General features: G+C 62.9%; 16 protein-coding genes. 5 read left to right on the top strand and 11 right to left on the bottom strand.

What is annotated here, in order from left to right; genetic code table 11:
* Positions 1 to 64 precede the first annotated feature (64 nt).
* The 6 genes from FBY36_RS08720 to FBY36_RS08735 form a co-directional block, all read right to left on the bottom strand.
* Entirely contained in the window at positions 65 to 1,504 is a 1,440-nt protein-coding gene (locus FBY36_RS08720; protein ID WP_142118611.1) for a phytoene desaturase family protein, read from the bottom strand.
* A complete protein-coding gene (locus tag FBY36_RS08725; protein WP_142118613.1) occupies positions 1,497 to 2,957 on the bottom strand; it encodes a glycosyltransferase family 87 protein in 1,461 nt (486 codons plus the stop codon). Before FBY36_RS08725 ends, FBY36_RS08720 begins: the two co-directional genes overlap by 8 nt.
* A gap of 48 nt (positions 2,958 to 3,005) precedes the next feature.
* A complete protein-coding gene (locus tag FBY36_RS21000; RefSeq protein WP_268815551.1) occupies positions 3,006 to 3,134 on the bottom strand; it encodes a hypothetical protein in 129 nt (42 codons plus the stop codon).
* 357 nt (positions 3,135 to 3,491) lie between these two features.
* Positions 3,492 to 3,626 carry a hypothetical protein gene (locus FBY36_RS21005; RefSeq protein WP_268815552.1) on the bottom strand — a complete coding sequence of 45 codons (135 nt, stop codon included), beginning with the start codon at positions 3,624 to 3,626 and terminating at the stop codon, positions 3,492 to 3,494.
* Positions 3,627 to 3,781: 155 nt separating this feature from the next.
* Complete coding sequence (locus tag FBY36_RS08730; protein ID WP_018769863.1) at positions 3,782 to 4,366, bottom strand: histidine phosphatase family protein; 585 nt, start codon at positions 4,364 to 4,366, stop codon at positions 3,782 to 3,784.
* Entirely contained in the window at positions 4,363 to 5,871 is a 1,509-nt protein-coding gene (locus FBY36_RS08735) for a CCA tRNA nucleotidyltransferase (RefSeq protein WP_142118615.1), read from the bottom strand. Before FBY36_RS08735 ends, FBY36_RS08730 begins: the two co-directional genes overlap by 4 nt.
* Before the next feature lie 208 nt (positions 5,872 to 6,079).
* On the opposite strand from FBY36_RS08735, the gene FBY36_RS08740 reads away from it, so the two are divergent.
* From FBY36_RS08740 to trxA, 5 genes are all read left to right on the top strand, one after another.
* The gene (locus FBY36_RS08740) at positions 6,080 to 6,580 is read left to right on the top strand and encodes an NUDIX hydrolase (RefSeq protein ID WP_056335973.1); all 501 of its coding nucleotides are present in this window, start codon (positions 6,080 to 6,082) and stop codon (positions 6,578 to 6,580) included.
* 60 nt (positions 6,581 to 6,640) lie between these two features.
* Positions 6,641 to 8,773, top strand: coding sequence for a murein biosynthesis integral membrane protein MurJ (gene murJ / locus FBY36_RS08745; protein WP_142118617.1), 2,133 nt, complete (start codon positions 6,641 to 6,643; stop codon positions 8,771 to 8,773).
* Between the two features lie 163 nt (positions 8,774 to 8,936).
* The gene (locus tag FBY36_RS20555) at positions 8,937 to 10,604 is read left to right on the top strand and encodes an ABC transporter substrate-binding protein (protein WP_160141883.1); all 1,668 of its coding nucleotides are present in this window, start codon (positions 8,937 to 8,939) and stop codon (positions 10,602 to 10,604) included.
* Positions 10,605 to 10,858: 254 nt separating this feature from the next.
* Positions 10,859 to 11,815: a thioredoxin-disulfide reductase gene (gene trxB / locus FBY36_RS08765; protein ID WP_142118623.1), complete on the top strand. Its 957-nt coding sequence runs from the start codon at positions 10,859 to 10,861 to the stop codon at positions 11,813 to 11,815.
* 37 nt (positions 11,816 to 11,852) lie between these two features.
* Entirely contained in the window at positions 11,853 to 12,179 is a 327-nt protein-coding gene (gene trxA / locus FBY36_RS08770; protein WP_142118625.1) for a thioredoxin, read from the top strand.
* A 4,021-nt stretch (positions 12,180 to 16,200) separates the two neighbouring features.
* On the opposite strand, the gene FBY36_RS08775 is transcribed toward trxA, so the two are convergent.
* The 5 genes from FBY36_RS08775 to yidC form a co-directional block, all read right to left on the bottom strand.
* Complete coding sequence (locus tag FBY36_RS08775) at positions 16,201 to 17,499, bottom strand: ParB/RepB/Spo0J family partition protein (RefSeq protein ID WP_142118627.1); 1,299 nt, start codon at positions 17,497 to 17,499, stop codon at positions 16,201 to 16,203.
* Positions 17,500 to 17,565: 66 nt separating this feature from the next.
* Positions 17,566 to 18,648 carry a ParA family protein gene (locus FBY36_RS08780; RefSeq protein ID WP_235008765.1) on the bottom strand — a complete coding sequence of 361 codons (1,083 nt, stop codon included), beginning with the start codon at positions 18,646 to 18,648 and terminating at the stop codon, positions 17,566 to 17,568.
* Positions 18,649 to 18,737: 89 nt separating this feature from the next.
* Entirely contained in the window at positions 18,738 to 19,388 is a 651-nt protein-coding gene (gene rsmG / locus FBY36_RS08785) for a 16S rRNA (guanine(527)-N(7))-methyltransferase RsmG (protein ID WP_142118631.1), read from the bottom strand.
* A 20-nt stretch (positions 19,389 to 19,408) separates the two neighbouring features.
* Complete coding sequence (locus tag FBY36_RS08790; protein WP_142118633.1) at positions 19,409 to 19,972, bottom strand: Jag family protein; 564 nt, start codon at positions 19,970 to 19,972, stop codon at positions 19,409 to 19,411.
* Complete coding sequence (gene yidC, locus FBY36_RS08795) at positions 19,972 to 20,940, bottom strand: membrane protein insertase YidC (protein ID WP_142118635.1); 969 nt, start codon at positions 20,938 to 20,940, stop codon at positions 19,972 to 19,974. The genes FBY36_RS08790 and yidC overlap by 1 nt, the downstream gene beginning before the upstream one ends.
* Between the last annotated feature and the right edge of the window lie 13 nt (positions 20,941 to 20,953).

A 20,953-nucleotide genomic window follows, 5' to 3' on the forward strand; every position in this document is an offset into this window, starting at 1 on the left:
CATTATCCCCCGGGCCGGCCACCGAGGACGCCACCGGCGTCCTCTGCACCTGCCGCTTCGGAACCTAGAGACCCAGGTCCGGCACCGGCAGTTTGAAGACATCCTTCAAAGCGTGCTTCGCGGCGTGCATCCCGGGCATGCCCGTGACCCCGGGACCCGGCGGTGTCGACGACGAACACAGGTAGACGCCCAGCAGCGGTGTCCGCCACGGGACCGGCGACACTACCGGCTTCCGGACAAGGCCACGGAGGTCCATGATGCCGGCGCTGAAATCGCCGCCAATGTAGTTCCGGTTGTACTCGGCCAACTCCGCTGCGGTGATGGCGTGTGATTCCACCACCAGGTCGCGGAAGCCCGGGGCGAACCGTTCCAGCTGGGCCGCAACCTGGCTGGTCATGTCCTTTGTGGAGCCGGAAGGAACATGGCAGTACGTCCACAGTGTGTGCCGGCCTGCCGGGGCGCGGCCGGGGTCGAAGCGGGACGGTTGGGCCACGAGCACATAGGGCCGTTCAGGGTGCCGTCCGGCACTGACCTCGTTCTCCGAGCGTGCCAACTCGGCCCGCGTACCGCCCACGTGCACGGTGCCGGCGTCGGAAAGTCCTCTGGCTTGCCATGGCACGGGGCCGGACAGGATGAAGTCAACCTTGCAGGATCCGTTGCCGTAGCGGAAGCGCTCCAGGGCCCTCCGGTAGCGTCCGGGAAGTGAGGACCCTGCCATGTCCAGCAACCCCTTGGGTGCCACGTCCAGCAAGGTGGCACGGGTGGCAGGAAGCTGCTCCAGCCGGTCTATGGGGGTTCCGGTGTGGATGACGCCCCCGTGGGCGCGGATGTCGTCCGCGAGTGCTGCCGCGATGGAGGCGGAACCGCCGCGCGGGATGGGCCATCCGCCGGCGTGCCCCAGGGCGCCGAGCATCAGCCCGGCTCCCGAGGCTGCCAGGGACGGCAAATGGGAGACGGCGTGGGCGGCTACCCCGCTCAGGAGTGCGGGCGCCAGTTCCTCCCGGAACCGAAGGTTCCACAGCCCGGTCCCCTGTTCCAGGGTCCGCAGTCCGTAGACGCCGGCCACCAGCGGGTTCCGGGGGATCCGGAGGAGCTGGTTTTGGGTGAAGTCCATGACGTCGTCAATATGGCGGACCAACGGTTCCATGAGCCGCCGGTACGCGGGCCCGTCCTGGCCCAGTCCCTCGACCGTCCGGTCCATCGATTTGTAGGCCAGGGCTGCCCGGCCGCCTTCCAGCGGTGAACCGAATGACACGTCCGGGGTGATGAGGTCCACCCTGCGGGGCAGCTCGAATGCCCGGAAGAACGGGGAGGCCAGGGCCATTGGATGCACTGCGGAGCAGACGTCGTGGAAATGCCCCGGCTGCATCAACTCGGTGGTCCGCGTTCCGCCGCCAATCTTTGCTGCGGCCTCAAAGACCTCCACAGAAAGTCCGGCCCGTGCCATGACCGCAGCTGCCGAGAGTCCGTTCGGGCCCGAGCCCACTACCGCCACGTCAGGCACGGGCCCCCTCCTTCGAAGTGGGGAATGAGGCCGGGCGCAGTGGCTTAAGCCGCATCCGGTCCGGTACGTTCGCGAACGGCCCCCCGTGCGGATCGTCGAGATGGTGCCGGCGGATGGGATCGTAGGTGGGATCGTAAATGTCCCACACGACGCGCGCCATCAGGTACGCCACCGCGGCCATGTGCGCGGCGACAGCCAGGACGTAGTAGGGCATGTCCAGGTTGTGCTGGGAGGAACCTGCGCTGGTCACCTGTCCAAGGTACATCCAGATCGCAGCCCAATGCAGGGCTTCGATACCCTGCCAGACCAGGAAGTCGTGCCACCGCGGCCTTGCCAGGGCCAGCAGCGGAATGAGCCACACCACGTATTGGGGCGAATAGACCTTGCCGGTGAGGATGAAGGCCGCGACGATCAGGAACACCAGCTGCGCCAGGCGGGGGCGGCGGCGGGCGGTCAGGGCAACAGCGGCGATGCCCGCGCAGGCCACAGCAAACAACGTGACGGACAGAACGTTGACCCCGCCGGCGCCGATCCCGGACCAGCCCAGTCGGTCCGCCACCAGGTTGTAGGCAAACCAGGCTGAACTGTAGCCGGCGCCCCGGTCTGCGCTGTACTCAAAGAAATAGGCCCACCCGGCAGGGTTGGCGGCGGCAAAGGGGAGATTGACCAGGACCCAAGCGGCGGCTGCGCTGCCCCCGGTCACCAGCAGCGGGCGCCACCGTCCGGTGCGCACGGCAAGCAGCAGAATGGCGCCCAGCACCAGGAGCGGATACAGCTTGGTGGCGGTTGCGAGGCCGATCATGAGCCCGGCGGGAACAAGCTGCTGCCGGGCGAAAAAGTACATTCCAAGTGCCAGCAGGAACGCAGCCCACAGATCCCAGTTGATGGTTCCGGCCAGGATGATCCCCGGCGCCACGGCCACCATGGCGGCATCCCAGGGCCTGCGGCCGGGCATGCGGGCAATCACCAGCACGGTGGCCATGGCCACCGCCGCGAGCAGCACGGCGTTGATGTCGAAGTAGGCCAGGGCCCGCGCACTTGCCTCGCCGCTGGGCACCAGCCACGCCGTTACCCCCGCTATCAAGCCGAGGAGCACCGGGTATTCGAACTGGCTGCCGCTGCCCAGGATGGGAAAGACTCCCGCCGCCATGCCGCGGTTCCGGAACAGTTCGGGGAAATCCGAGTAGCAAGTGGCATAGAACTGCGTGGGAGTTTCCCAGCCGTTGACCCTGCAATACCCTTTCAGCAGGATCCCCGCCAGGGCTGCCAGCGCCGTGAGGACAATGAGAACCCGTTCCACCGAATAGATGACGGGGGAGACCACGCCGGGATCCGACCTGGTCCCCAGCGGGCCGCCGATCACCTCGGTGAATTTTTGCAGCAGGGGATCACTGCGGCTGGGCACCACGATTCGGGGCCGTCGTTTACCGTCCGGCGCCTGGCTCTCGTGCATGGCATCGAGCTTACAGCCGGCCCCGTCCCGCGGGATCGGGGCCGGCCGTCAGCGCAGACCGCCCATCTGCTGGTGCATGAGCACGAAAACGTCGTTCCTGTGCTGCTCCAGCAGGGCAGTGTTCAGGGAACTGCGGCGCTGCAGGGGACGGGACAGGAGCCCCATGATTATTCGCATCAAGGGAGCCACCTCCTTTCTTCGGAAATAGGGCGCAAAAGCGCATGGGAAATTAGCGCCGTATTTCTGCGCGCAAAAGCGGCGCGAATTAGGGCGCAAAAAATCAATTGAAGGGGATTAGCGGGAATTGCGCACAAAGAGCACAATCTCGGCACTGAGCACCGTGAGCCAAGCGTGGAGCACGGCCCCGGGAAAGAGTTCTGACGAACGCGGGATTATGCGGCTGCGCAGCGGGTGCCGGGGCACCAGCAGTTCCGGAAAGCAAGCCGGAAACTCAACGGGGAAGCCGCGCGGCCCTGCCAGGGCACATTCCCGGCCTGGGCCGTGCGGAGCGGGTGTCCGGGAAGCCGGCGCTTGTTAGCGGCGCCGCAGCAGGCCCGGGAGGGCCGCCGCCCGGCGGTAGCCGGAGTTGACCGAAGCCACGCACGCGTCATCAGCAAAGGCCGGGAATGCATTGATGGGGGCATTCCATTCGCCAGTCAAAGTCATCATTATCCCAACCTCCTTTTCTGCTGTCCGCTGCGTGGGGTGCAATGCGGTCAAGGACCCGGGCAGATCACCGTGGGGTCAGGAATAAAGGTACCGCAGGATTCCATGGAAGACCAGCAATTCCGGGGAAAAGGACGAAACTTTTTGAATAAAGAGATTCAAAGGCCCCAGCGCACAATAGCGGGTGTCTTTTTATCCCAGCCAAGCGTGCAGACTTTCGCCGTGCCAAGAATGAAATGCCGGCCTTCGGTGGGCGGCAATTCCAGCCAGCGCGCCGTGAGGATGCGGGAGAAGTGTCCGTGCGCCACGATCAGCACGTTGTCCATCCCGGATTCCAGGATCCGGCCGATGATCTTGTCCGCCCTGGCGGCCACCTCGTCGAGTGTCTCACCGTTGGGCACGCCATGCGTCCAGATCAGGTAGTCGGGATTGTCCTTGCGGATGAGGTCCGAACTGATCCCCTCGTAGTCTCCGTAGTTCCATTCAACGGCGAGTGGTTCATGCCGGGCATCGGGGAAGCCAGCGAGTTCGGCCGTCCGCCGAGCGCGCCGGAGCGGGGAGGTGAGCACCAGGTCGAAGTCGACGCCGTCCAGTACCTTGCGGGCCTCCACGGCCTGCTGCTCGCCTTCCACGGTCAGCGGGAGGTCCGTGAGGCCCGTGTACTGCCCGCTCTTGGACCATTCGGTTTCGCCGTGGCGGAGGATCCAGAGCTGGGGGCGCGGGGCAAAGGCGGGGTTGGTCACTTGGACTCCTCAACGGGTGAAGGTTCGACGACGGCGGGAGGGGCTTCGGGGCCGGGTGCGGCAGGTGCGGATTCAGCCTGTTCGGCCCACCACCGGAGGAGGCGCGCCTCAGCTTCTTCGGTGGGCAGTGGTCCGTGTTCCATCCGTTCATTCAGGAGGAACTTGTAGGCGCGGCCCACCACAGGCCCCGGTTTGATGTCCAGCAGGGCCATGATCCGGGCTCCGTCCAGGTCCGGACGCACCGCGTCCAAGGACTCCTGTTCGCGGAGGGCTGCGATCCTGGCCTCCAGGTCGTCGTAGGCGAAGGCCAAACGCTCGGCTTTGCGCTGGTTACGCGTGGTGACGTCGGAGCGGGTCAGGCGGTGCAGCCGCTCCAGCAGCGGGCCGGCGTCGGTCACATACCGGCGGACAGCGGAATCGCTCCAGCCCGCATCGCCGTAGCCGTAGAAGCGCATATGGAGCTCCACCAGCCGTGCGACGGCCTTAATGGTGTCGTTGTCGAACCGCAGCGCCTTCATCCTCTTGCTGGTGAGCTTGGCACCCACCATGTCGTGGTGGCGGAAGCTCACCGCGCCGCCCGGTTCGAAGCGGCGCGTCGCCGGCTTTCCGACGTCGTGCATTAATGCTGCGAAACGCAGCACGAAGTCCGGGCCGGGCACGGGCCCCTCCGCGTCGGTTTCAAGCTCTGCTGCCTGTTCCAGCACCTGGAGGGAGTGCTGGTAGACGTCCTTGTGCCGGTGGTGCTCATCGGATTCGAGCCGGAGGGCGGAGACCTCGGGCAGCACATGCTCGGCCAGTCCGGTGTCCACCAGGAGGTCAATCCCCACGCGTGGCCGGTCTCCGCAGACCAGTTTGACCAGTTCGTCCCGGACGCGCTCGGCGGAAATGATCCTGATCCGGTCCGCCATGCCCGTCATGGCCTCCCGGACGTCGCCGGAGACCGAAACTCCCAGCTGCGCGGCGAACCGGGCGGCCCGCATCATCCGGAGGGGGTCATCGGAGAAGGACGCTTCGGGCGCGCCGGGGGTGGCCAGCACGGAGGCGTGGAGGTCGCGGACGCCGCCGAAGGGGTCCACCAGTTCCATGGAGGGCAGCTTCAAGGCCATGGCGTTAATGGTGAAGTCGCGGCGCAGCAGGTCGTCGGTCAAGGAGGAACCGAACGCCACCATCGGCTTGCGGGAGTCGGGATCGTACGCCTCGGCCCGGTACGTGGTGATCTCGATCTGGAAGCCGGCCTTGCGCATGCCGATGGTGCCGAAGGCGCGGCCGATCTCCCAGAAGTTGTCCGCCCACTTCTTGATCAGCGCCACGGTCTGGTCCGGGGTGGCGTCAGTGGTGAAGTCCAGGTCGGGGGAGGTCCGGCCAAGGAACAGGTCGCGCACGGGACCGCCCACCAGTGACAACTCGTGACCGGCGTCCACGAACCGCTGCCCGAGCTCCAGGACCACCGGGTCCACCTTGAAGTCGACAGTGTGGGAATCAATCTTGTGATGTGCGTGCGACATAGTTCCTTAAGCTTGGCAGAAACCAGCGCCGCGGCAGTCCAAAAAAGCGTCACGATCCGCGCGGATTGAGGTTCCATGCCGGAAAGTGCGTCATATCCCGTCCATGTTGGTGTCATGTTCCGGTCATCACCGGAGGGCAACAGTCGTTAGAGTGGACTCCATGGCCCATCCAGTACCGAGCGCTCCCGGCAGGAGGACGAACGCACCATTGCCGTCGGCAATCGGGGCGCACGTTGCCCCTGCCCAGCAATCGGCACCGGCGTCCCTGCCTACGGTGGAGGAAGTCTCGGCCGGCGGCGTTGTGGTGGATACGTCCGACGCCGAATTGAGGGTTGCGATCATCGCCCGCCTTAACAGGGGTGGACGCCTGGAGTGGTGCCTGCCCAAGGGGCATCCGGAGGGCAAGGAAAACAACGAAGAGGCCGCGGTCCGGGAAATTGCCGAGGAGACCGGCATCGAGGGCACCATCCTGGCGCCGCTTGGCAGCATCGATTACTGGTTCACCGTCAGCGGCCACCGGGTCCACAAGACCGTGCACCATTACCTCCTGCGTGCCACGGGCGGTGAACTCACCATCGAGAACGATCCCGACCAGGAAGCCGTGGATGTGGCGTGGGTGCCCATCCAGGAACTTGCACGGAAGCTGTCCTTCCCCAACGAACGCCGTATCGCCGACCTTGCCCGCGAGGTCCTGCCCGGGCACCTCTAAGCCCGAACGCCGCCGTCGCCATTGCGGTGTTAAGTGCCGGTGGGTGAGACGATGAAGTCGATGTCAGCTACCAACTTTCCTTCAGACCGGTCCGGCCGGCCCGATGACGCCGCACCCGACGGAGTGCCCCCGGAGCCGGCGGCTCCGGACATGGCCCAGCCCGCAGCAGCAGGGGCCAGCGAGACCCGTTCCAGCGCCATCATGGCGGCCGGCACCCTCGTCTCGCGTTTCCTGGGCTTCGGCAAGACCTGGATGCTCGGCACCGCCCTGGGCCTGGGCTCAACGGTCAACGACACGTTCATCAACGCCAACAACCTGCCCAACCTGATCTTCCTCTTGGTAGCCGGCGGCGTGTTCAACGCCGTACTGGTCCCGCAGATCATCAAGGCCAGCAAAGCCCCGGACAGGGGAGCGGACTACATCAGCCGGCTGCTGACGCTGGCGGTGCTGCTCCTGCTCGGCCTGACGGCACTGGTCACCCTGGCAGCGCCGGGCGTGATCGAACTGACCACGCAGGGCTATTCACCACAGCAAAAAGCGCTGGCAGTGGCTTTTGCCTTCTGGTGCCTGCCGCAGATCTTCTTCTACGGCCTCTATGCCCTGCTCACCCAGGTCCTGAACGCCAACGGCGCCTTTGGGCCCGCCATGTGGGCACCCATCCTGAACAACCTGGTGGCCATCGCCGGCCTGGGCATGTTCATCTGGATCTTCGGCACCAACGAACTCAACCCCCACACGCTGGACAACTGGGGCCCCACCCAAACGCTCCTGGTGGCCGGGTTCTCCACCATCGGCGTGCTCTCCCAGACCGCCATCCTGCTGGTCCCGGTCTTCCGGCTCAAGCTCGGCCTCCGCCCCCGCTTCGGGTGGCGGGGCGTTGGACTGGGCCACGCAGCCAGGCTGAGCGTATGGACGCTGCTGACGGCCGCCGTCGGGCAGCTGGCCTTCCTGTACGTCATGCGCATCGCCACCATCCCAGGCGCCGAACGCATCCGGCTAAAGGAGGCGGGGAACCCGTCCGCCGACACCCTTCCCGGCAACGCAGTCCTTGAAGTGGCCAGCCAGCTTTACCTGCTGCCGCACTCGATCATCGCGCTGTCCCTGGCCACGGTGCTCTTCAACCGCATGACCAGGGCGTCCCAGGACGGCAACCGCGCGGAACTGCGCGATGCCCTCTCGCACGGCCTGCGGACCATGGCAGTGGCCACTGTCTTCGGCGCCCTGGCGCTGTTTGCCCTGGCCGGCCCGCTGGGCATGTTCTTCTCCGGCGGCTCACGGCAGGACGGCGTCATGCTGGCCCAGACGCTGACCATCCTGGCCCTCAGCACGCCGTTCATGAGTGCCAACTTCATGATGTCCCGCGTGTTCTACGCCAACGAGGACGCCCGCACACCGTTCTACGTGCAGCTGCTGCTCGCGGTGGTGTACGTGGCCGGTGCCTTTGCCATCCAGTTCCTGCCGGTGGGCCAGATCATCTATGCCATCGCCGTCCTCTACATGGTGGGCAACATCCTCTCCGTGGTCATCAGTGCGTTCTTCCTGCGGCGCATGCTGGGCCACCTGGACGGCCCGCGGATCGCCAACTCGTACATCCGGATGGGGTACGCGGCCCTTGGCTCGGCCATTGCCGGTGCCGGCGCCCTCTGGCTCCTGGGCAGCTACAACCCGGACGGTTTCGCATGGCAGAACCGACTCACCGCGCTGGTCACCGTCGTTGTGGTGGGCCCCGTCATGCTCGTGGTGTATTTCTTCCTGCTCAAGCTGTTCCGGGTCTCTGAGCTCAACGACCTGCTGGGCAGGTTCGGCCGCGGAGGAGGCCAGGCCGCTGCTCCGGAAGCCGGGGACACGCCGTCGCCCACTTCCGGTGAAGGTGCGGAGGGGGAGCGCAATCACCGCCCCGAGCGGGCCACCACGTCCGTTGATACCGGGCTTATCCCCCGGATTTCGGGCGAGTTCGACGCCGTCTCCTTCCGTGCCGGCCCGGATCCGGAGCGCGGTGCCCGGCGGCAGGAAACGTACGACGACGGCGCGCGGCAAGGTGCCGACGGCGCCTACCTGCCGGGTGAGGACCAGCCGGGCACTGCCCGGGGCGGCCTGCTCAGGGAGCAGATCCCGCTTCCGGGCCGCCGGACGTACCAGGGCAAGGCCGGCGAGAACCCGTATTTCAAGAACCGGCGCAAGCGGAAAAAGTGAGTCCCATCCTGTCCGGCGCACGTCTTCTCCACAGCCGTTTGGGGCGGATCGGCTAGGATCGAACAGGTACAGGGGTAGTTGCATTCGCGGTTTTGCCATGCGCGGCACCCGAACGGCGGTTGCGTCATCAGACCGGCAATCCCGGACAGTCTAGGAGGAACACGTGTCCAACCCGATCGATGTCGGATCAGTACTGGGCGGCCGCTACAAGGTCACCGCCACAGTGTTGGCCTCGCACGACCACGATCTGGTGCTGGACGGTGTGGACCAGGTCCTCAACCGCCCCGTCAGTATCCTGGTCGCCGGACCGGAGAACACCGAACAGGTTGCCCAGAGTGCCCGCGAGGTCGCCACAGGCGAACGTCCCGGCACCGTGCAGGTATTGGACCTTGGCGTCACCGAGGACGCCACCTACCTCATCACCAACCACACGTCCGCGGCAGACCTGCTGGACCTGGCGGTAACGCCCAATCCGCCCTATGTGGAGCCGTTCTTCACGGACACCTTGGGCAGTGAAATCTTCGGCCAGCCGCGGTCACACGAGCCCGAGCCGTACGACGAGGAAGACCACGTCGACGCCGGATACATCAACTACGCCGATACGCACCCCAGCCAGGTTGATCCCTACCGGTCCACTTCGGCCGTACCGCCCAGGCCTACTGCCCGTCCCGCCGCCCAGCAGCCCGCCGCGCCCGGCCGCACCGGCGCAGCTGGTGCAGGTGCAGGTGCTGGTTTCGGTTCTGGCGTCGGGGCCGCCGCTGCTGGTGCTGCAGGTGCCTCCGCTGCTGGTGCAGCGGCTTCGAAAGCCGGAGGCGGAGCCTCCCGAATCGATCCGGACGCCACTGCCGCACAGCCTGTCGCCCCTTATGACCAATCCCTGCAGGCGCGCACTGGTTCCACGGATGCAGATACGGGCCCCAACGATACGGCTGCCACAAGCACACCCCAGCCGCGGGTCCAGCCCTCCGAAGAGGACCGCACTCCGAAGGTTTCCCGGTGGTCCGATGACGACTATGCGCAGGCAGGGGACAAGGACCACTACGAGGACACTCACGAATCCCCGCAGGAACAGCGTCCGGCAACGGGCAAGCCGGCCTTCTTCGCGCGTGCAGCGGCACCCGCTGCCGCCGGTGTGGCGTTCGCTGACCGTAACGATGACGACGATGACCGTGATGAGCCCGAAAACCAGCCTCGTTCGATGCGCTGGTTGGTTGGCGGCCTCCTGGCCGTCGTGCTGATCGCCGGGCTGATCTTCGCCGTGACCAACCTCGGCAGCCTCTTCACCTCCGAACCGCAGGCCAAGCCGACAGCCGCCCCGGCAACTACCAACTCCCAGGCGTCAGCACCTGCAACGCAGGCAGCACCGTCTGCGCCGCCGGCAGTTCCACCCGCCATTGAGAGTGTCAGCCGGCAGGGGAACTTCGACTTCGCCGCAACCTTCGATCGCGATCTGATCAAGGCCTACGACGGCAACGCCGCCAGCTACTGGTCCGACATGGAGTTCGCCACCGAGAACTGGGGCGGCTTGGCGCCGCAGGGCGTTCCCCTTGTGGTGAAGCTCAAGGGCGCTGCAACTGTCTCTTCCATCACGCTCTCCCAGCTTGGAGGGTCGGGCGGCAACATCACGGTCTACACCAATGACCGGCCTTCCATGGACGGAGCCAAGGCAGTGGGGACCAACAGTTTCACGTCCACCGACCTGAACATGCCGCTCCCGGAACCGGTCCAGGCGCAGTACGTTATTGTCTCCATCAATTCGCTCCCCAAGCTGGCAGCTCCCAAGACCCGGTACGGCTACGGCCTCCGGTTGGCTGAAATCAAGGTCCAGTAGCAGAGGTCCCACGAGCAAGGGCCGGAGTACGCGTCATTACGGCCCTGCATATTACTGCCGCTGTTACTGCTGCCGTCCGGGCAGTCGCGGAGGGAATGTAGTCTGGAAAAAGCGCCCTGCGACGGCTGGTCTCCCTTCTTCCCGGATGGTTTACCTTGCCCGGGCGATGGAATATTCAGCACGCGCGCACAGTTGTGCCATGTGGCCGGCCTCCACCGGGAGGCGAGTCGAACAAGGAAGAGGTTCACGCTCCAGTGACCATCGAAGAAAAGACGGCGTCCGACGTTCGCGACGTCATCATTGTGGGCTCAGGCCCGGCAGGCTATACGGCAGCCGTCTATACAGCCAGGGCGAACCTCAAGCCTCTGCTGCTGGCAGGATCTGTGACGGCCGGCGGCGAGTTGATGAACACCACTGACGTGGAAAACTATCCGGGCTTTCCTGACGGGATCATGGGGCCGGACCTCATGGAGAACTTCGAGAAGCAGGCAGCGCGCTTCGGGACCGAGATCCAGTTTGAGGACGTCACGGCTTTGGAGCTCGAGGGTCCCGTCAAGACGGTGACCATCGCCACGGGGGAGACCTTCCAGGCTAAAGCGGTCATTCTCTCCACCGGTTCTGCCTACAGGGAGCTGGGTCTCCCCAACGAGAAGCGCCTGTCAGGACACGGCGTCAGCTGGTGTGCAACCTGTGATGGTTTCTTTTTCAAGGACCAGGACATCGCTGTCATTGGCGGCGGTGATTCGGCAATGGAGGAGGCCTTGTTCCTCACCAAGTTCGCGAAATCGGTAACGGTTGTTCATCGCCGTGATTCACTGAAGGCCTCTAAGATTATGGCGGACCGTGCACTCGCCCACGAGAAGATCAAGTTCGTATGGAACAGCACCGTGGATGACGTGCTGGGAACCGCCAAAGTGAGCGGTCTTCGGTTGAAGAACCTGTCGGACGGTTCTGTGTCCGATCTTGCCGTCACCGGTGTCTTCGTCGCTATCGGCAACGATCCCCGCACGGACCTCGTCAAAGATGTCCTCGAGTTGACCCCGGACGGAACCATAGCCGTGGAGGGTCGCAGCTCCAGGACGAGTGTCCCCGGCGTATTCGCTGCCGGCGATGTTGTGGACCCCACGTACCGCCAAGCCATCACCGCTTCCGGTTCGGGCTGCGTGGCGGCAATTGACGTCGAACACTACCTGGCAGACCTGCCGGCATAATCTGCGCCCATTGATATCCGAAGAGAAAGATAAGGTTATGAGCAACGCTAAAGATGTAACTGACGCAAGTTTCGGCGCCGACGTACTGTCCGCCGAGAAGCCGGTAATCGTAGATTTTTGGGCCGAATGGTGCGGCCCTTGCCGCAAGCTCGGTCCCATCCTGGACGAAATCTCTGTCGAGTACAGTGAAAAAGTTAACGTCGTCAAGGTCAATGTTGATGACAACCCTGCCATTGCCGCTGAATATGGAATCACGTCCATCCCTGCCGTGTACCTGTTCCAGGGCGGCGAAGTGAAGAGCACTGTCATCGGAGCCAAGCCCAAGCAGTTCTTTGAGAAAGAATTCTCTGACGTTCTTTCATAATTGCCTGCCCCAGTCACAAGCAGGGGAGTTACCCACACGAGAATGGCCACCTCCTTTCAGCGGTGGCCATTCTTGTTTAAGCCGAACAGCGTGCGCTGGTATCATCCTGATGTTTCACGTGAAACTCCTGCGGTACCTGTCCCTTTCTATGGTTTCAACCGCCAGCAAAAAACCGCCTCGATTGAGGGCCTCGCGCCGGCCATAAAAGCAATGGGTGGGTACGCTGCGGTAGCAGCCGCTGTACAGTCGAAAGATGCGGCGAAGGGCACTAATGACTCGGATTTTGGACTGGAACTTGATACAGCCAGCCCTTGCAGCGCTACCCGTTGCCTTTCCCCCGGAGCACCCAGCTCAGGTGGTAGTGAAGGGGAGGAGCACAGGTCCGCCCTGGTTTCACGTGAAACAGAAACGCGCTGAATCAGACCTGCATGCCTAACCCCCAGGCCAGCAGCGTCGGCGCGCACTGAAAGGCTCGGCGAATGCATAGGAAGACAACATGTGGGAACGGCGAGAGCGAGAGATCAACGCTACGCATCCTGCCTTCGACAGAATAGTCACAGGTTTCCGTGCGCTTGAGGCCATGGATCGAGGGTTCATAAGCGAAACCACACCAGAAAGTAGGAGGTTGCCCTCACCGGCAGGCCCACTGTGCGAGGCATCGGACGCGTGGCGTGGAGCATTTCGGCCGAGGCCCCGCAGGACGCCTGTACAGCTTCTATCCGCCTTGCAAGGATGCCTCGGATGTCCAAGGCCCGCACCGGCGCCGTATCTCGTCAAGAGAAGTGGGGGAATGAAGACAAGACCTGTGGCCCTGCCATTCTCCCTAGGGAACCTCTTGTGCTACTGCGCCGTGGCCTACCTCTTGAGCGCATTTCTGCTAATACGCGACTGGCTGCGGCCAGTACTTTGTCTGGGACCGAGGCCACGCAGCACGTCGGTTCTCCTAACGGATTCGAAGGTTGTACTATGAGCTCCTGCGTGGCTGGAAGCCAAATCCTGGTGGGCAGTGGACACGAACAATCCCTCGCGACAGAACCGGCGAAGGCCCTTGATGTCCCCGCACTACGGATCGCACGGTTGCAGATGTGCCTAGCGTCTTTCTTCATCCTATCGTGGAAGGCGTGGACTTAGCGGCTTGCCGACCACGGCTGCATCAACGGGAACGGGAACTGTTTCACGTGAAACACGCGGCGATGTTTCACGTGAAACGGAGGTCAATGAACCGCACACGGAGCTGGAGCCGCTCAGCGGCCTCTCCTCAGCATTTCCGTCGCAAAACCTCTATGCCAACAGGCCTTCGGCCACGTGGAAGCATCATCCGCAGACTGGGCGACTACGGATCCGACGACCAAGGGTAGCGTCCTCAGCATCCGCTGGATAAGCAAGAAGTAGCATTCATTTTCTGCTTCCGTAGGAGGCGCGCACCTGGCACCGTAGGAGCTCCTTGACTGCCACGATGTCCTGTCTGGGCTCAGACTCGATCAAACCACTCCACAGCACTAGGCCTTCACAGCACTAGGTCTTCGGGAGGTGCAAGCCGTCCCGGACGCCGCTTGCCCGGAAGGACTTTGAAGTCCGGTATGAGGTCGCACTCTCGGTTCATGGCGATGGTCAGGCATTCCCCCGATGGATTGTAGCTTCGTCCTTGTCATGTCGAGGGGGCAGGTGGGCCTCTTCGCGGTCAAGAGCGCGCCAACAAGTATCCTGAAGCTGGCCGCCGACCAGTTCCTGTGGCCCCGCTTGGGGAGGAGATCATGGCTTTGTCCACAGTCTTATCCACAAGCCGCCCGACAGCTTATCCACACACTTATCCACACCTCTCCTGCTCTGTCAGGTTTGATGTTGGCGTCCGGGCTCCAGACTAAAACGCCGCAGCAGGTATCGTTACGTCGCATGTGGCAAGCTGCGCGCGACAGTTAGGACCGGGGTGCGCTGATACCTCGCAGGGGAGTAGCCGATTATCACGCTTTTCCAGTTGCTTTTCGGCGCCTAACCTGCATCCGCGGAGGTCGGCCGGTGTTTCACGTGAAACAAGACGGGGAAACGAGTAGCGCGAACACTTCGGGAGCAGAAGTGCAAGGGCAGCGGCTGGGATCGAAGCATTGTCCCTCGACTCACACATCGCTGGTTATACCCAAACTTCTCCACATTGTTATCCACAGGGATATCCACCGGTGAGATCGCCCACGTGCGGAGCGCCTGTTCGTTGATCCGGTAACTCAGAAGCGCGGTCCGCCAGCCGCCTCCGTCCTACGATGACATTCCTTAGCCCACATCAGGGCCCCCGGCTAGCTCGTCGCGTTCTAGTCGCTGCCTCATGAAGCCCCTGCTGGACTTGGGTCAGGAATGAGAAGCGTACTAACTCCGCGGACGCCGCCGCCACTCACCGTACAACGTTCTTACCTCACTTCTCCATGCGCTGTCAGGCTCGCAGCTGGCTACGGCGGTAAATAGGTCACGATGGAGCGGAGAACACAATGCCTACGGCCTCGCCAATCATGTGCGCGCGTGAGCGCACGTCCTTCGGAGAAGTAGGGCGAGATGCAGGGTTAGCGTCGTCTCCGCCGTTGAGCGATTGTCGCCCCCACAGTGATCAGCCCGGCAGCCGGCCTTAACTCTCTGGGTGTTTAGGGGACAAATAGATCTTGGGGGAGACGAGGGGCCAGCCAGGGGATGATCAAGCATTGCGATGGAAAAGAGCACTACAATCGCAGATAGCCGACAGACAAAACCCGTGTTGGAGCCGACAGTGCCGATATTGCTGAACGGACCCTGGCTGGTAAGCAACCGCACGGTTATGGGAAGGAGCATGCTCAGCAGGAGCTGTTTCACGTGAAACACTGCGCTCGACCAACGAAACAGAAATCGCAAGGCACCTTGTTTCACGTGAAACATAAGGCCGCCTTCCCGATGGTTCTGCAGACTCGTGACCCAGCGTTCGACAGGAGTCACAACCTGAGCGTCGATACTGCGACGGTGTTGAAGGCACCAGAAGTGTGATCGAGTCCGACAGAACGGCCCAGCAGTGGCGCTGCGCATTTCGGATACGGAAGACAACGGACTGGCCGACTACTTGCATCCACGAGACGCGAAACTGCCGGTGATAATGGGTCAACCAATGACTTGGGAGGCTACCCATGGGACTGCCAAAAGCCACGCCCTAAGTGCGAAGCCCATACAAGACCCCTTCCTGCTTCATGCCCTCCTCGTAAGGGTTGCGGCCCCATAGCTACCCTATAGAGCCCTCCCATACGGCCGTAACCAGCGAAGTGCGCAGGAGTCAGATGTTGCCTCCCCGCGAGCGAATAGACCGTAGGAGCGCCCGGTGCACCAGGGCGCGCTGCCGTGCGTGAGGGCGGAGTCCGCGGCAGGCAGCACCTACTGTGACCAAATCGGGGAATGCTCCCACCTCACCCAAACACGCGCTATCCCAGGAAGCGGATCCACTTCCCTCTATTCGCGCCTGCGCATTCTTGATAACCGAAAGCGACGGTGGGGCATTCAACGGGGGGGATTCAGTCGGCAAATTCCTTTTCGATTTCCTTCGCACGACGACTACCCGCACTGGTTTCACGTGAAACCATGGCAGCTGGACGTTTACGGGTTTCGCCAACGACAACAAAGCCGGGGGATCGGCGCAGAATGCAGCGCTGTCTGCTGCATTCTGAGAGCACTCATAACTGAATAGGGGATACGGGCGGTCGGAACAAGAAACGGGCAGGGGTGAAGTCAGTAGGGCTAGCCGCAAGGGTGGCGCCGTATGCAGCTCCAAGGCCCTCCGCTGCAATACGACCGTTCATCCGGCCCTGGTGTCGTAGCGCCACGGAAGGCTGTAGGCCAACTTCCAACGACCCGATTCCAAATTTAGGAGGCATTCGCCCTTCCAAGACGGCCGCCGGCACCACGAGACGGGACGATCCGGATGCTACAAGCAAAAATCGGCTTCACCAGGATGGACGTAGAAGCCCACCAAGAAAAGAAAAGGCCCGATTCGCGATGAATCGGGCCTTTCGCTGCTGGATCAGTTGGTCGAACCAGGGGCAAGTACATCCATGATTCGGTTCAAATCCTCAACGCTGGCAAACTCAATGCTGACTTTGCCCTTCCTGACACCAAGGGAAATCTTGACGTTGGTATCAAGGCGGTCGGAGAGCGACGATGCGAGATAGTCCAGACGCTCATGCCGGGCACCGGGCCGCGGAATGTTGTTCTTCGCTGGCTTGGCAGGATCCTGATAAAGAGTCACTGCCTCCTCCGTGGCGCGGACAGACATTCCTTCGGCAACAATCTTCTGCGCAAGACGCTCCATGGCGGCAGCATCGGGAAGAGACAATAGAGCCCGGGCGTGGCCTGCGGAGAGCACACCGGCAGCAACACGCCGCTGCACCAGCGGGGGGAGCTTCAACAGTCGAAGCGTGTTGGACACCTGGGGACGGGAACGCCCGATGCGGTCCGCCAACTGCTCGTGGGTGGTACCGAAGTCCTCCAGGAGCTGCTGGTAAGCAGCAGCCTCTTCGAGAGGATTCAGCTGGCTGCGGTGTAGGTTCTCGAGCAGTGCATCCCGGAGGAGATCGTCATCCGTCGTGTCGCGGATAATGGCAGGGATGGTGTCCAACCCCGCTGCCTGCACGGCGCGCCACCGGCGCTCACCCATGACGAGCTCGTACGGCTCATTATCGTTTTCGGTTGATGTCCGAACAACAATTGGCTGGAGGACACCGATCTCACGCACGGAGTGCACCAGCTCAGCCATGTCGTCTTCATCAAAGACATTCCGGGGCTGTTTGCGGTTCGGATGGATGTCGGACACCGGGATCTCCGCGAACCGCGCACCGGGAACTTCCACCAACTCAACACCGGAGTCCGCCCGTGTGTCCGCAGTGCCGGTCCTGGCCGGCTCTATGCTGTCCACGGCCGTATCCTCCGTCACCTCGGGGGCAGCCGCTGCTTCCACGACAGGGGAGGGTTCAGGCTTCTCATTCGAGCCCGCAGAAGCCTTCCTGGCAGGAGTCTTCTTCGTCGGCGTCTCATCAGCTGCAGGAGCGGACTTCTTAGCGTTACTACTCTTGTCCGAATCCGTCTTGGCAGAAGCTGCCTTGGCTGCAGACGGCCGCGCCCCAAGGGTAGCGGCGTCCTTGTCGCCTACCGTGACGTCGTCAGCTGCAGGTTGTTCCAAAGGCTCGGTCTTCTTCCGGCCCTCCGGAAAGAACAGGTCCACAGGTCGGGAAACCGCGCCACCGTTGCCGGCCCCATTGGTTGCAGCGGAACTCGGAATCAGCGCGCCAAGACCGCGGCCTAGGCCCCGTCGCTTCTCGCTCATGGGTAAATCCCTCCAGTGGTAGAGCCCCGGACCAGCCAGGCTCCGTGCGTTGCGGTATTGAAGATTTTAGCGTTCGGCTATTTCGGCAGCGGCTTCCAGGTAGGACAGTGCACCACTCGAGGACGGATCGTAGGTCATGACCGTCTGCTGGTAGCTGGGGGCCTCTGAAATGCGCACCGACCGCGGCACCACGGCCGAGAGAACCTGATCGGGGAAGTGCTGCCGTACCTCCGCTGCGACTTGTGCCGCAAGATTGGTGCGGCCGTCATACATCGTCAGAAGGATGGTGGAAACAACGAGGTCCGCATTGAGGTGCTTCTGGATCATCTCGATGTTCTTGAGGAGCTGGCTCAGGCCTTCCAAGGCGTAGTACTCGCACTGGATGGGGATCAGTACTTCACTGGCTGCGCAGAAAGCATTGACTGTCAGCAGACCCAGGCTGGGAGGGCAGTCAATGAACACGTAATCCAGTCGCTCTTCACCGTTCTTCTCGCGGGTCTTCGCGTAGACATCAATGGCGCGGCGCAACCGCTGTTCCCGGGCCACGAGCGACACCAGTTCGATCTCGGCACCTGCAAGGTGGATGGTGGCCGGGGCGCAGATGAGTTTGCCTATGTCCGGGCAGGGGGCAACAACATCGGCCAGCGGTACGTCATTGATCAAAACATCGTAGATGCTGTCCACATCGGCATGGTGTTCGATGCCCAACGCGGTGGAAGCGTTGCCCTGCGGGTCGATATCGATAACCAGGACGTTCAGTCCAGCCGCCGCCAAAGCCGCGGCAATGTTCACGGTAGTGGTGGTCTTGCCGACGCCACCCTTTTGATTTGAAACAGTGAAGATCCGGGTCTTTTCGGGCCGGGGCAGCTGGCGGCCCATCAGTCGTTCACGGCGTTTCGTTTCGTGGGCAAGCTCGCGCGCGATGGGACTTGAGTCATCAATGGCATCAATAACGTTCGAACGACCACCCGCGGTTGTTTCACGTGAAACTGCACCGGTGGAAGGCGCTGAACCAACCGCTTTAGGGTGATTTCCACCCCGACCGGGAGCCATAGCGGTGCCCGCCAACCCCGACCCAGCGACAGAACGTGCCGACCCCAAAGACACAAACGGTGGGATCCGTTGTGCGGAGGCTTCACTACTGGTCACTGGGGCACGCTCACTCTCGTTCAGCCAATTTTGCTGCCGTTGTCTAGCCTAACCGCTCCGGCCTGCTGACAGCCGTCAGCAGGCCCGCATTAGGACTTCTTTTGGGACTTGTTCACCACGATGCGGACCACCGTGGTGGGCTCCTCCAGGAGATGGTCGCCGACGGTCAGCACGGAGGTCTCGACACCACCCAGTTTGCGGATGGTCTTGGCCGCCTTTTCGATCTCCTCGCCCGCACTCCGGCCCTTGATGGCCACCACTTCACCGTGGCCCCCAAGAAGCGGGATGGTCAGGCCGGCAAGGTTGGTCAACGCGGATACGGCCCGGGCCGTCACCACGTCGGCCTCCACCTGTCCTACCGCCAGCTCAGCCCGCGTGCGCATCACCGTGACATTGTCCAGGCCGAGGTCATCGACCACTTCCTGGAGCCAGATCACGCGGCGCTCCAACGGTTCAATGAGCGTCAGCTCAAGGTCGGGACGGGCGATGGCAAGGCAAAGCCCCGGCAGTCCGGCGCCGCTTCCGACGTCGGCAACGTGGCTTCCCTGGGCAATCTCACTTTCGATGACAGCACAATTGAGCACGTGGCGACTCCACAGGCGTGGAACCTCACGCGGCCCAATCAGGCCGCGCTCCGTCCCGGACGTGGCCAGGTGCTCCACGTAGCGCTTGGCCAGTTCCAGGCGGTCGCCGAAGATCTTCTCAGCAGCGCGAAGCTCTGCTGCCGTGATGTCAACCATGGTTATCGGGTCAGCATTCTCTAGTCTGCGGAAACAACAATGTGGCGTCCGGCGCCTTCGCCCTCGGACTCACTCACGAGGCCGAGGTCGGCCACGGCGTCGTGCACGATCTTGCGTTCGTAAGCGCTCATCGGTTCCAGCGCCACAGACTTGCCGGTTTCCTTGACAGACGCTGCCGCATCTTCGGCGATCTTCTGCAAATGGCCGGTGCGTTCCTGCCGATAGCCATTAATGTCCAGGACAAGCCGGGAACGGTTCTCTGTGGCGGACAGGACAGCCAGCCGGGTGAGCTCCTGGAGGGCCTCGAGGACCTCACCGTCTTCGCCAACCAGGCCTTCAAGCCCTTCGGATTCCTCTTCGGCAACAATGGAGATATACGTCCGGCCGTTGCGAACCTCAATGTCGATGTCGCCATCGATGTCGGCGATGTCCAGCAGTTCCTCCAGGTAGTCTGCGGCCACCTCCCCCTCTTCCTCGAGGCGGCTGGCGGCAGAGCCCTTGGGGGACGAAGCATCCTGGTTCACGGACTCGTCCTGATCTTCGATCTCTTCAGAGAAGGCGTGCTCAGTGCTCTCGGCTGACATTACTTCTTCTTCCTGTTCTTGCGCTGGGGCTGGACGCGCTGTCCCTTGATCTCAACTGCGGAGGAGCCGGCGGCGTCGACTGCGTCATCCCGCTTGCCGGTGAGGACGGACAAGGCCGGCAGGCCCTTTGCGGCACGGCGCTCGGCGAGGGCCTTGGCTGCGGGGGATCCCGGCGTCGGCATGCGGCGGATCACGAAGAACTGCTGGCCCATGGTCCAGAGGTTGGTGGTGGTCCAGTAGATGAGGACACCGATGGGGAAGTTGATGCCGCCCACGCCAAAGACAAGCGGCAGGATGTACAGCATCATTTTCTGCTGGCGCATGAACGGGCTGGCCATGGCCTCTTCAGACATGTTCTTGGCCATGATCTGCTTCTGCGTGATGAACTGCGAGGCGGTCATAGCCAGGATCATCACGATCGAAAGGATCCACACAGCAACCTGGTTGCCGCCGCCGCCATGCAACAGGGATGCTGAGAGTGGGGCGCCGAAAATGCTGGACTCATCGAACTGCACCACCTGCTCGTGGCTCATGGCACCGATGCCTGCACCAGTCTGGCGCGCTGCAGTGATGCCTGACAACACCTGGAACAGGGCGAAGAAGAACGGCATCTGGATCAGCATGGGAAGGCAGGCCGAGAACGGGTTGGTCCCGTGCTTCTTGTACATGGCCATCTGTTCCTGGGCCATGGCCTGTCGGGACAGCTGGTCGGTCTTGCCCTTGTACTTGTCCTGGAGCTTCTTCAGGTCGGGCTGCAGGAGCTGCATGCCGCGCTGCGCCTTGATCTGCTTCACGAATACCGGAATCAGGGCTGCACGGATCACCAGCACCAGTCCGATGATGGACAAGGTCCAGGTCCAGCCGTTCGCAGCAGGCATCCCGATGGCGCTCAGGCCATCGTGGAATCCGATCATGATGATGGAAACCAGCCACTTGAACGGGGCCATGATTGTTCCAAAGAAGTCCATACTTATCCCTATT

The sequence above is a fragment of the Arthrobacter sp. SLBN-122 genome (assembly GCF_006715165.1).
Taxonomy (GTDB): Bacteria; Actinomycetota; Actinomycetes; order Actinomycetales; family Micrococcaceae; genus Arthrobacter.

Coding starts and splice junctions, on each gene's coding strand:
- FBY36_RS08775 (WP_142118627.1), bottom strand. CDS start 17,499: ATGAGCGAGAAGCGACGGGGCCTAGGCCGCGGTCTTGGCGCGCTGATT.
- FBY36_RS08735 (WP_142118615.1), bottom strand. CDS start 5,871: ATGTCGCACGCACATCACAAGATTGATTCCCACACTGTCGACTTCAAG.
- FBY36_RS21000 (WP_268815551.1), bottom strand. CDS start 3,134: ATGCGAATAATCATGGGGCTCCTGTCCCGTCCCCTGCAGCGCCGCAGT.
- murJ (WP_142118617.1), top strand. CDS start 6,641: ATGTCAGCTACCAACTTTCCTTCAGACCGGTCCGGCCGGCCCGATGAC.
- trxA (WP_142118625.1), top strand. CDS start 11,853: ATGAGCAACGCTAAAGATGTAACTGACGCAAGTTTCGGCGCCGACGTA.
- FBY36_RS21005 (WP_268815552.1), bottom strand. CDS start 3,626: ATGATGACTTTGACTGGCGAATGGAATGCCCCCATCAATGCATTCCCG.
- FBY36_RS08790 (WP_142118633.1), bottom strand. CDS start 19,972: ATGTCAGCCGAGAGCACTGAGCACGCCTTCTCTGAAGAGATCGAAGAT.
- yidC (WP_142118635.1), bottom strand. CDS start 20,940: ATGGACTTCTTTGGAACAATCATGGCCCCGTTCAAGTGGCTGGTTTCC.
- FBY36_RS08725 (WP_142118613.1), bottom strand. CDS start 2,957: ATGCACGAGAGCCAGGCGCCGGACGGTAAACGACGGCCCCGAATCGTG.
- rsmG (WP_142118631.1), bottom strand. CDS start 19,388: ATGGTTGACATCACGGCAGCAGAGCTTCGCGCTGCTGAGAAGATCTTC.